This window comes from Butyrivibrio sp. INlla14 (assembly GCF_900102515.1).
Classification (GTDB): domain Bacteria; phylum Bacillota; class Clostridia; order Lachnospirales; family Lachnospiraceae; genus Butyrivibrio.
The window spans coordinates 66,839-79,307 of sequence record NZ_FMVS01000013.1 but is presented as its reverse complement, the minus strand read 5'-3'; the positions used below and the strand labels follow the sequence as shown (position 1 = coordinate 79,307).

The following is a 12,469-nucleotide window of genomic DNA, read 5'->3' as shown; positions in this document are numbered from 1 at the left end:
AACCCATTTATGCACAAATTAAAAGTTGCACTCCATGCTGTCCGTGCTCAATATGCAAGGTTGCCTTATTGGCCCATTTTTGTTAAAATAAGGGTTACCTATTGATTAAATTGCTGAACTATGCGATTTCATAGGTGATTTTTTTGTTTATAGTAAGGAGAAGACAATGTTTATAAAAGCATATGGAAAAAAATTTCTTGCTGCTATCCTTTGCACTTCAATGATAGTTTCTGTAGCAGCATGTGGTCCTGATGATACGGGTTCTGACGACACTACAGCATCTGTATCCTTTGAGCCAATCACAGAAACTAATGATAACACTGAGTCATCTTCATCAGAGGAAGCTTCTGTTGAGGATACAACATCCAATGAGCCTTATGTTCTTCCTGAGGGAATGTATTTCAGCGAGCTTACAGGCGAACCTATCAGTGAAGACATCAAGGATCAGCGTCCTATCGCAGCTATGGTTGATAATGAAGTAACTGCTCTTCCACACTACGGAACAAGTGAAGCTGATGTTGTATATGAACTTATGAACAGTACAGCCAATGACCGTATAACAAGACTTATGGTCGTTGTTAAGGACTGGGGCAATATTGAACAGCTCGGCAGTATCAGAAGTACTCGTCCTACTAACATCATTCTTGCTTCTGAGTGGAACGCAATCCTTTGCCACGACGGAGGCCCATACCACAATGATGCATATTTTGCCCAGCCTTATGGTAAGGATCATATCTCTGGATACTTCTCAAGAGTAAACAACGGTAAGGCAAGAGAGTTTACAGAGTATATTCTTCCAGGTGATCTTGAGACTGACCTTGAGAAGTTCAATATCTCAGCCACATACACAGAACTTGCAAACGAGGGTAGCCACTTCAACTTCGTTCCTTACGGCACAGAGCTCACACTTAGCGAGAAATATTCCAACACATATCCAGCAGGACTTATCTCACTTCCTTTCAAGCACAACCAGTCACAGCTTGCTTATAACACTGATACCAAGGAATATGAGTATTACGAGTACGGCGACAGACATGAAGATGCTGAGGACGGCGCTCCTCTTAGTTTCAAGAACGTTATTCTTCAGAAATGCAGTTTCAATCAGCTTGATGATAATGGTTACCTCATTTATAACTGTGTAAATCCTGGAGAGATCGGATGGTACATCACAAACGGCGAAGCCAAGATCATTTCATGGTCCAAGACAAGTGAGACAGGTGTTACCAAGTATTATGATGAGAGCGGTAACGAGATTGAGATCAACACAGGAAAGACTTATATCAGCCTTATTCCAGCTGATTCATGGGACAGCATCACATTACAGTAAACCCTTTTTAAGATAGCGAGACTGCCATGGAAGACATAATGAACAGATTTAAGCGGATAAATGGAAATACCTTAAAGATCATTGCCTGCACATCTATGCTTATAGATCACTTAACTGCAGGTATCATGCTTCCAGTTGTAAGAAACGGTCTTTATACCGGGTCTCTGACTATCGACCAGTTAAACATCATATATAGAGCCCTTAGAGGAGTTGGCAGAACAGCTTTTCCTATTTTCTGCTTTCTTTTGATTGAAGGCTTCACACATACTAGAAGCAAGCTAAGATACGCCCTTAGCTTGCTTCTTTTTGGTATTATTTCCGAGGCTCCTTTTGATCTTTTGTTCTTTGCAAGAGAAGATGTATTCAACATAAATATTCTGGATGCACTAAGAGCCAATAATTATCTTTTACGTGATCAGTGCAATGTCTATTTCACTCTTCTCATCGGTCTTCTCGTAGTATGGGCAATTGATACAGCCCTTGATAAGATTCGCTTCAAAAAGGCCGAGATAATGATTCCTATCTCATGGATCATTGCCATAGCAATAACAGGACTTGGATGTCTTATAGCTTACAAGATAAACTCAGACTATGACATCTATGGTGTTACCCTTATAGTTATCTTCTACTACCTAAAGAAGCATGAATACATAAGGCTCCTCATAGGTTTCTTTTTCATTTCCCAGCTTGGCACAGAGTATTTCTCTTTCCCAGGCTTTATCCTCATGGCCCTCTATAACCACAAAAGAGGCCGCAATCTGGGTGCCTTAAAATACCTCTTCTACCTCTTCTACCCAGTCCACCTTCTAGCCATCTACATCTGCAGATGCCTCATCTACGGCTAACCCTACGCCCCGCGCCACCCATCCCCTCAACGCCATCACCCGTACACGGCAGTAGAAGTTGCTCGTTCAAAAAGATTTTTTGTCGGTTCTTTCGCTGGGATTTAAGGCCTTCCAAAAGATGCCCCAAAATCCTACGAATTAAACTCAGCTCGTTCCAGAATCCTTTTGGCGGGTGGATTTGATACTTGCGAGCGTTATAAAGAAGTTCCATTTTCTAATGCTCCCAAAGCAGCCTTTCCCGCGCATGCGAAGCGTTGTTTGAAGCAGGACGGAAATAGACTATATATGGAAATGCCATCTGACGCCTTGCGTCATAAAAAATGCGAAATCAACTTCTTCAAGTTTACTTGAAAGATTGATTTCGCATTTTTTGTTAACGCCCGCTTTGCGGGCTATGGCATTTCCTATTGTAATTTAATTATCCGTCCTGCAAGTTTACGCTGCAACATGCGCATTGAAAGAAAGGCTGCGGGAGCATCTAAGAAAATGTGAACTTCTTTGTCGTGAGTAAGATCAAATCTCTTGCCAAAATCAGGGATTCTGGAATCGAGCTTCGGACAGGTAATTCGTAAACAGGATTTTGGGACACTTTTGGAAGGCTCTTAAATCCACCAGCTCTTTCTTACGACAAAAAACTCTTTTATGAACATCGCAAATATCTGCCGCTGATCACGCTATACTTAGACGTCCAGGATGATGGTTACGGGACCATCGTTTAGGGAGGCTACTTTCATTTCGGCGCCAAATTCGCCGGTTCCCACTTCGAAGCCTTTGTTTCTGCATTCTGAAACGACAAGTTCGTAAAGGGGCTTGGAAATCTCTGGCCTTGCTGCGTCGGTAAAGCCAGGTCTTCTGGAACTGCAGTCAGCATAGAGAGTAAATTGGCTGACTATCAGAAGTTTAGCTCCTGCATCCTTGGGATTGATGTTCATCTTGCCATTGTCATCTTCAAATACTCTAAGACCACAAATCTTATCTGCTAGCTTTATTGCCTGCTCTTTCGTATCATCCTTGTGTACACCAAGTAGTACGAGAAACCCTTTGTCGATGGCTGCTACTTCTTTTCCATCAATTGTCACTGATGCGGATAAAACTCTAGTTATTACTGCTCTCATTTCAATTCTCTCCAAAATTTATTTATATTCAGGCCCACTAGTGTGCTGACTTGTTCATCTTTAATCAAATTGCGCAGTATATGGGTTTATCTACAAGGAAATAAAATCGATGACAATGCGGGCATTGTCGAGATTTTGTGACGAAGTAGATGAATTCAGATACAAGCAATTTGGTTAATTATGAATGAGTCAGTACACTAATCATAGTTTTATTCCACGACTTTCAGATAGCTGCTTACGCAGTACAAAGTCTGACCATTATATTCAACTCTTGACCAGCCATATTCAGCATTTATCCCAGTTCTAAGCGCAGTTTCGCCAGATGACAGGCTAGCGATTACCTGTGAGTCCTCATCTGTTACACTTGGTTTGTTTCGCAGATTTACTACATCCTTGGCTGTGACTGTTTCGCTACACTCAGTAAACTTTGTCTTAAAACCTGATGTTTCCTGAGGCTGCGACGCCACTTCCTGCTTGGGTGCGCTTAGGTCTGTTGTCAAAAAGCTGGATACAGCATAGTAGGTATTCCCTTCATAAACAACTCTGCTCCATCCACTTGAGCTTATGCCTGTTCTCTGAGCAGTCTGGCCATTTTCAAGAGTTACCATAACTGTGCTGTCGCTTCCCTGGCTTGGTTTATTTCTAAGGTTGGTGCTACTTTTGGCAGTAACTGTTTCATCCACTGCCTCGAAGCTCATAAGAGCTTCAACATCGGCAGATACTGTTTCACGTTCAGATGTATCCTTGGCTTTTTCAGTTCCATTATATCCAAAATAGGCAACGTTTATATCCACCTTACCATTAATTCCAGGAACAGTGCCCTTACTCGTATATTGCCACATAGCACACTGCCCGTCATAGGAAGGTCCCTTTGCCAGATTTCCTGTATCCTGGCCATACCAGGCCATCCATATCTTGTACTTCTGCTGGATCTGGGTGGTATTCCACTTGGCGTTTCCTGCAAGTTCACTTTGGGAAGCGTAAAAAATAGGAGTGTACCCTGCATTGTATATGGCATCCAAGAAGGTCATAGCTATATTACTTCTCTCATCCTGAGTCAGATTAACCTGCCTGCTTGCAGCATTTTCAAAACCTTCACAGTTATAGCCCACAGGATAAGTTATTGAATATTTAGCTATATAGTTTGTAACCCAGTTTGCTTCTTCCAGGGCCTCAGCACTACTTACAGCAGTTGAGAAAAAGTATGCTCCGACCTTTATTCCGTTTTTTTCTGCTTCCTGCATGTTGAATTTGGCATTTGAATCTGCCTTGATCTCCCCAGTCTTGGAGTCTCTATAGCCAACTCTTACCATGGCAAAATCAATACCACTTGCTGCAACCTGACTCCAATCTATTGTTCCCTGAAATCTGGAAACGTCTATTCCATTTGTGATATTAGAATTCTCTCCCACATTACTGGCGCTTACTATCTGTGATATATCTACCTCAGCACCTGTATCTACTGAAACAGCTGCCTGAAGATCACCATCATTATCATCCATACTAGAAGCTGTCGCAGTTTTATCTGTATCACCGCTACTAACTTCCTCACTACTATTCTCAGAAGACTTATCAATAGACAAAAGAGCTGTTCCTTCATCAGAAGATGCCTCCATGCTGATTTCTAGCCCTGACTGTAATTCTTCAAATAAGTTGTCGCCATCTTCTGCCTGCTTATCTGGCTTATAAAGTAGTAGAACTATTATGCCTATTACCAGTATCAGCAGAAACACCACTCCGCCAATGATAATTGGGGTAGCACCTCCTCTTTCCTCGAAGTCAAAACCATCGCTGTCAAAATCTTTTTTCATACATCTACCTCTTTATGTCATATGGTCTATGATGTTTGTGTTATAGTCATAAGGAAAGAGCATGTCTGTTTGACATGCTCTTAAAATCACTCTTTATTCTTTCATAACACTTGCCACTGCTGCCTGAGCACTAATGATGTCAGTCTTGGATAATGTATAGTCCTGTATAAGAGCTGTTTCAAACGTTACACAACCTGGTTCAGCGCTCACTACCGCAACCTGCTTGTATCCCTTATCCTTGTCTCCTGTAAGTATATATACCTGCTCTCCTGGCTCAACGTCCATTTTCACATAGATATTGGCCTTAGTAGTCAGTATAGCCCTGTTACTGAATTTAAGTTCATAGGTACCTGGATAATAGGCATCCTGAGACTTGGTAACTGTTCCGCTGATTGGCAATACACCGCTTTCATCCATCACAGTTACTCTTTGTGTCATCCTGACACCATTTTCAGTGTAACCGCTTACATTCCCGCTATTACCACTTCCTCCAGCCGTATTACTCTCTTCCAAACCCAAAAAGGATTTAAGAGTATTCTCAGCAGTGTCATAAACATCTGCATCAACTTCCATCTCTGAGCTTGCCTGACTCTTGGAATATATCACAGTACCTGCAAATAAAGCACTAATACACAATACAGTAACAAGGAAAGATATCAACAACTTCCTTGCTTTTATCATAAAAAATCACCCTGTTATAATATGTTTTTCACAAAACCTACTCAAGTTTATCACACTTTGGACACAATTATCAATGTTTTTTTATTATTTTTTTATAGAATTTTTAGATTTTTATCTCTTCCATGTCTTAGGCTTCAATATGATGAATATTGGCAAAAGTTCTAGTCTTCCAGCCAGCATATCAAACATAAGAACAAGCTTTGAAAGATATGAAAACTCTGCATAATTGCCTGCAGGGCCTATCATACCAAGACCCGGTCCAATATTATTGAGTGTAGCAATTACAGAAGTCACTGTTGTATCAAAGTCAAAGTTGTCCAGTGAAACAAGTAGTATTGATGTGATAAGCGTAATGACATAAATTCCAAGATAAGCAGTTACAGACTTGACTGTAGTGCCTTCAACAGAATGTCCGTCCATGTATACTCTCTTTACTGCCTTTGGATGAACTATATAATTAAGCTCATTTCTTGCATTTCTAATAATTATAAGTGCTCTCGAAAACTTAAATCCACCGCCGGTTGAACCTGCGCAGGCACCAATCAGCATAAGTGTGACCAGAATAACCTTGGAGAGCATTGGCCACTGGTTAAAATCAAGAGTACCAAATCCGGTAGTTGTCATGATTGACACTACTGAAAACAGTGAATGATGGAAAGCCATGAATGAGTCATTAACAATACCTGATCTATACACGTTAATAGCAACAATGCTTGAGGCCACAATTATAGTTCCAAGGTAATACTTAACTTCATCGATGGCAAAGGCTTCCTTGGGCTTTCTGTTAAGAAGAAAATAGTAAACAGTAAAGTTAATGCCGCAAAGAGCCATGAACACTATTATGATAGCCTGGCTCACAACGGAATAGCCCATCATTCCAGTATCGTGGATTGCAAAGCCGCCTGTTCCTACTGTGGAAAAAGAGATTGTCACGGCATCATATAAAGGCATGCCGGAAATAAGCAGGCATATTATCTCTGCAAATGTGATTCCAATATAAATGAGGTAAAGGATCTTAGCTGTATCTTTTACCTTGGGAACTATCTTACCTACAACAGGTCCTGGAGACTCTGCTCTCATAAGATGCATACTATAGCCATCTGCCATAGGGATAACAGCCAAAAGGAATACCAAAACTCCCATTCCACCAATCCAGTGAGTAAAAGTTCTCCAGAACTGTACACTGTATTCAATATTATCCACAGTTGTGAGAATGCTGCCTCCAGTTGTAGTAAATCCGGAAACAGTCTCAAACAATGCATCTATATAATTGGGGATAGTTCTTGTAATTACAAAGGGAAGGGCCCCCATCATACTCACCGCAATCCATGCAACAGCAGTGATTGCAAAGCCCTCTTTAGCATATATTACTTTGTTCTTGGGCTTTTTAAGGGAAAAAATAGTTCCTACAACAATTGACATCACTGCCAGCAGGAAAAATGTAAGCGCACTATCAAACTCACTGTGGATAAGTGCAACTATAAGAGGAAGCAGAAATAATGTCCCCATCACCCTTAAGAGCCTGAATAAAGTGTATCTAACCATCGAGTAATTCATTTATTATTTCTCCAAAATATCACTTATATCTTTTAATCCAGCCAGTGTAGTTACTACAATAACTGAGTCACCATCTCTTATAACGCTGTCTCCACTTGGAGATATGATATCTCCATTATGGTTGATGCAGGCAATCAGCATTTCCTTTTTAAGGTTAAGCTGTGAAAGAGGAACTCCAATAACAGGTGATCCGTTTCTAACAATAAATTCAAGAGCCTCTACTCTCTCATCATTGAGCTTGTAGAGAGCCTCGATATTGCTATCCTTGGATGCCGTCATGCCTCGTACGAACTGTACAATTCGCTCAGCAGTAATATTCTTGGGATAAATAATACTTCCAATGTTAAGTGAACCAATGATATCACCATAATTAACTCTATGAACCTTAGTGATCAGCTTGGCCTTGGGGTTTATGCTCTTAACATACATTGAAAGCATGATATTTTCTTCATCAAGGTTAGTCAGTGAAACAAAAGACTCAACGCTTGTTACACCCTCTTCAAGGAGCATATCCTTGTCTGTTCCATCAGCACAAATGATCAGTGCCTGTGGCAGAAGATCTGACAATTCCTTGCATCTTACAGGATCTTTTTCAAAAATGATAACCTTTATTCCTAGAGAAAGAAGGTTCTGAGCAAGGTAGAAAGCAGTTTCTCCACCTCCTATTATCATTGTTGAATGAACTTTGGCTGTAGGAAGCCCAAGCTTTTTAAAGAAATTGATAGTGTTTCTACTAGAAGCAAAAACTGTAATCTCGTCACCAGCCTTGATAACAAAATTACCATCTGGGATAAATACTTCGTTACCTCTTGATACAACAGAAATAAGTACCTGCTTACGAAGATCAGCAGGTATATCTTTAAGAGCCTTACCGCATAGTCTGGAATCTTCATCAACTAACATCTTAACAAGTTCAGCTCTTCCCCTTGCAAAAGTCTCCACCTTAGTAGCTGACGGGAATTTAAGAAGTCTTTCCGCCTCAGCAGCAGCGGCCTCTTCAGGGTTGATGACCATTGAAAGGCCAAGTTCCTCTTTAATAAAGTTGATTTCCTTTTTGTAGATTGGGTTACGAACTCTTGCGATAGTGTGACAATTACCAGCCTTCTTAGCTATTAGGCAGCACAGGAGATTGAGTTCGTCTGAATCAGTAACAGCCACCATCAGATCTGCTGATTCAATTCCAGCATCCTTCATTATGGAATAGCTGGCACCATTACCCACGATACCCATAACGTCGTAGTTATTAACTACATTCTGCAGAACACTACTTTTTTCCTCTATTACAGTTATATTATGTCCCTCTTTGCTGAGCTGCTGGGTAACTGCCTGACCCACATTACCACAGCCCACAATAAGAATATGCATAACAATCCTCCATCTATTACATATAAATCCACATTACATTATATTCGCTACAATTCTTTAAAGCAATAAGCCTTTTAAATCCCCGATATGCCTGCTAAGACAAGTTGATATTTGTTAACATTCAGTATATATGCGTATAATAGTTTTTTAAGATAAATTTATCCCATTTTCATTGAATTTAAGCTACTCCAAATCTACAATTATCATGTAGCTAGGCTTGTTCCAGCTATATTGTTTTTTAAGGAGATTATTATGAGAAACTTGTTACGCCAGTTGTTCCACGGACGATATGGTTCGTATGGATCAGATAGACTGACTCGTTTTCTTCTACTTCTTGCAGTTATTATGCTTTTGCTCTCTATAACTATAGCGCCTTTAGCTTTTTTATATTATGTAGCTTTTATCGACTTGATTCTTTGTTATTTGAGGCTCTTTTCCAAAAATATAACCAAGCGATATAGAGAAAACGAGATTTTTGTGAGATACACAGATAAGTTGCGCGATTTATTCAAAAAGAAGTGATGCCTATGCTGAAAAATCTTGTGGTATATGCCAGTGAAACTGGCAACACCAAAAAACTTGCAGAGGAAATCTTTAGTATCCTTCCATCCTCTATGGGAGAAAAGGATATAGTAAATGTGCGCTCCTGGAATGGAAAATTAGATGCAGAGAATTATTTTGTAGGATTCTGGGCTAACAGAGGATCCTGCAGTCTTGAGATCATAGATCTGCTCTCATCTCTTCAGCATAGAAATATTGCATTGTTTGGTACCTGTGGCATGGGAAACACAGATAAATACTATGCTTCTCTAGAACAAAATGCCTGTGTATGGATATCTGACAGTAATAATTACCTTGGCTCATATTTCTGTCAGGGTCAAATGCAGGACGCAATACGTGAAAAATATGAGTCCTACCGCGGACTAAAGAGTGACAGCAAGATTGATCTTATCCTAAGCTACTTCGATGAGTCCTTGAATCATCCAGACCGGACTGATATGCTAAAGGCCCACATGTTTATCGAAAACTGTATAAAGAAAATACAGTCACTAACTCTTGTCTGACCTTTTTGTGATGTCATCTTCTGCTAATATAGCCGTTTCCGTCGATTACAGCTGTTGATGACATTGAATTCATATATCCGATTATTCGCTGGGCTTCTCCTCCAGTTGCTTCTGTAACAGTGCAGTCGCTTTGAATAGCAGGCACAAACTGAAGATTAACCGTGCCATCGCTGTGAAGGCTTGCAAGAACAAGGCAGCTATCAAGCGTCTTAGAATTAAACATGAAATTACCCAGACTATAGACTACAGGAACTCCGTTCACGTAGTCTATTTTTTGTAGCACATGTGGATGATTGCCAATTATAAGATTAGCTCCTGCATCAGCTATTTCAGCCGCCTGATCTCTTTGAAGATAATCTATTTCTGAAGTACTCTCAGTTCCCCAGTGAATATAAACTATCACGTACGCATTCTTTTCCCTTGCCTCTCTTATTCTCTCAAGAAGAAGGGTATCATCAAGACACCTGAACACTCCTGCAGAGGTTGCTGTAGCCTCCTTGGTATCTGGATTAGACAGTCTTTCAATCTGAGTTGCGCATATTATAGCAATCTTCATACCAGACTCAGTAACATAGTATACAGTATGAGACGCCTCATCTATGTTGTGCCCCGCACCAACATATTCTACACCGACAGAATCAAGTGCACTCATAGTATCAATAAGAGCCTGCTGTCCATAATCATAGGCGTGGTTATTGGCAAGTCCTACTATATCAACCCCCATAGTATTCAAAATTGCTGCTGATTCTGGTCTTGCTCTAAAAGTAAAAGTCTTGCCCTCGCAAGGAGACCCGCCATAGGAATATGGAAACTCATTGTTCACCATCATGATATCTGCATTTATCATCTTGCCTAAAAGGCTGTCACCAATAACTCCAACTGCTGAATTTCCATGTTTTTTAAAGGCATTACCAGCAGCATAATTATCGTCAAATAAAATATCTCCGGCAAATCCTATGGTAACCACATTATCATCGAGAGTCTGGATAATATGAGTGTAGTCCTTATCTTCCTCAGGAATTTCCGGAATTGTCTTCTCTCCTCCAGCTCCCTCCTCAGGATCTTTTCCAGCATCATTCCCTGCAATATAAAACTTGTCAGCCTCTGGAATAGTTTCCCACTGTGGTGACAAGGAATTAACTTTTTCTGTGTTTTTTGTAGGTTTTCCACCAAGTAGTCCCTTTCTATCTGCAATTATGCATAGTATCAGAACTCCACTTCCAAGAACGACAAATAAGGTGACCAAAAAAACTCTGATTGCCTTACTGACAATTGAGTTATCAATTGTCTCTATTCTATTATTCTTATTATTCCAGTTACTTCTTCCCCTACTCTTACTCATACCAATGAACTATAATTCTACCTCAATTAGTATCTCATGACTTTTAAAATGCACTCATCATGAATTATTCATATCAGTGATAACTATGATTCTCGCCCGATCAAATTCTCATATTCTCAAGTATAGCACAACATATTCACCTTATTAACTATGAAACCACAATATATTTACCATTAATGGTTTAGCATCTACCCAAACCAAATGTCTGCTTTTTAAAAAGTTAGCAATTTGCTTTTTATGCCGAATATTCTCGCGTTTATTCTCTCATATAACGCTAAAGTTTCGGTTTTTTCACATCGCGAAGCGATGATTCTGCTGCGCTGGATCTGCAGTCCAAGGTAGCTAAGTGCATATTCGAGGCGATTTTAGTTCTATGGAGACGAGACAATGCCCATGCATTGGCTCGTCGGAATGTTCAGAACTACGAGCATCGAAATGCGCTTAGTAACTTGGCCTGTAGATCCATGCGCAGTAGAATCCCCCCACCGAAAATCGAGTAGGCTGACTCCTACTCGATTTCGCACACGAACATTCCGCACTTAGTGCTCCATGTTCTTACGACCGGCAAATGAATTTGTATGCAAGCATCCATTCGCTTGCCGGTCTTGTGCAGCAAAAAAGACCATCACTTTCGTGATGGTCTTGTAAGCTCTAGATATAATTAATACTTGTTAGATACAACCTTAACACCAGGGCCCATTGTTGTAGCAAGAGTGATGCTCTTGAGGTACTGACCCTTAACAGATGCTGGTCTAGCCTTTGTGATAGCATCCATAAGAGCGTTGAAGTTCTGCTCAAGCTGCTCCTCTGAGAATGAAGCCTTTCCAACTGGAACATGAATGATGTTAGCCTTGTCAAGTCTGTACTCAATCTTACCAGCCTTGATATCAGCGATAGCCTTTGTAACATCCATAGTTACTGTACCAGCCTTAGGGTTTGGCATAAGACCCTTAGGTCCAAGTACCTTACCAAGACGTCCTACAACACCCATCATATCAGGTGTAGCAACTACAACGTCGAAATCAAGCCATCCATCGTTCTGGATCTTAGGAATAAGCTCCTCGCCACCAACATAATCTGCGCCTGCTGCCTGAGCCTCGTCAAGCTTTGTTCCCTTAGCGAATACAAGAACCTTAACAGTCTTACCTGTTCCGTTAGGAAGAACAACAGCGCCTCTGATCTGCTGATCAGCGTGACGTGAATCACAACCAGTTCTGATGTGTAATTCTACTGTCTCATCAAATTTTGCAGTAGCTGACTTCTTAACAAGAGCGATAGCTTCTGCAGCTTCATACTGCTGAGTCTTATCAATAAGCTTAGCAGCTTCTACGTATTTCTTTCCGTGTTTCATCTCTCATCCTC

At 40.6% G+C, this 12,469-nt stretch carries 10 protein-coding genes; 3 read left to right on the top strand and 7 right to left on the bottom strand.

The features are described 5' to 3' along the window. The first annotated feature begins 166 nt into the window (after positions 1-166). Both BLO53_RS10105 and BLO53_RS10100 read left to right on the top strand, forming a co-directional pair. Positions 167-1,327 (top strand): DUF3048 domain-containing protein, encoded by a 1,161-nt coding sequence (locus BLO53_RS10105; protein WP_092061108.1) that lies wholly within the window; start codon positions 167-169, stop codon positions 1,325-1,327. 38 nt (positions 1,328-1,365) lie between these two features. Then, on the top strand, positions 1,366-2,172 hold the full coding sequence (locus BLO53_RS10100; protein WP_176757242.1) for a TraX family protein: 807 nt from the start codon (positions 1,366-1,368) through the stop codon (positions 2,170-2,172). A gap of 680 nt (positions 2,173-2,852) precedes the next feature. Here BLO53_RS10100 and dtd read toward each other — a convergent pair. From dtd to trkA, 5 genes are all read right to left on the bottom strand, one after another. After that, on the bottom strand, positions 2,853-3,287 hold the full coding sequence (gene dtd / locus BLO53_RS10090; protein ID WP_092061102.1) for a D-aminoacyl-tRNA deacylase: 435 nt from the start codon (positions 3,285-3,287) through the stop codon (positions 2,853-2,855). Positions 3,288-3,496: 209 nt separating this feature from the next. Further along, positions 3,497-5,098 (bottom strand): GH25 family lysozyme, encoded by a 1,602-nt coding sequence (locus tag BLO53_RS10085; RefSeq protein WP_092061100.1) that lies wholly within the window; start codon positions 5,096-5,098, stop codon positions 3,497-3,499. Positions 5,099-5,191: 93 nt separating this feature from the next. Then, a complete protein-coding gene (locus BLO53_RS10080; protein WP_026490477.1) occupies positions 5,192-5,779 on the bottom strand; it encodes a hypothetical protein in 588 nt (195 codons plus the stop codon). A 111-nt stretch (positions 5,780-5,890) separates the two neighbouring features. Beyond that, entirely contained in the window at positions 5,891-7,336 is a 1,446-nt protein-coding gene (locus BLO53_RS10075) for a TrkH family potassium uptake protein (RefSeq protein WP_026490478.1), read from the bottom strand. A gap of 3 nt (positions 7,337-7,339) precedes the next feature. Then, a complete protein-coding gene (gene trkA / locus BLO53_RS10070; RefSeq protein WP_092061098.1) occupies positions 7,340-8,701 on the bottom strand; it encodes a Trk system potassium transporter TrkA in 1,362 nt (453 codons plus the stop codon). 527 nt (positions 8,702-9,228) lie between these two features. Here trkA and BLO53_RS10060 point away from each other — a divergent pair. Continuing rightward, positions 9,229-9,765, top strand: coding sequence for a flavodoxin family protein (locus tag BLO53_RS10060; protein ID WP_176757241.1), 537 nt, complete (start codon positions 9,229-9,231; stop codon positions 9,763-9,765). A gap of 13 nt (positions 9,766-9,778) precedes the next feature. On the opposite strand, the gene BLO53_RS10055 is transcribed toward BLO53_RS10060, so the two are convergent. Both BLO53_RS10055 and rplA read right to left on the bottom strand, forming a co-directional pair. Beyond that, positions 9,779-11,107, bottom strand: coding sequence for a CapA family protein (locus tag BLO53_RS10055; protein WP_092061092.1), 1,329 nt, complete (start codon positions 11,105-11,107; stop codon positions 9,779-9,781). A gap of 661 nt (positions 11,108-11,768) precedes the next feature. Further along, entirely contained in the window at positions 11,769-12,458 is a 690-nt protein-coding gene (rplA, locus tag BLO53_RS10050) for a 50S ribosomal protein L1 (protein ID WP_026490481.1), read from the bottom strand. Positions 12,459-12,469 lie beyond the last annotated feature (11 nt).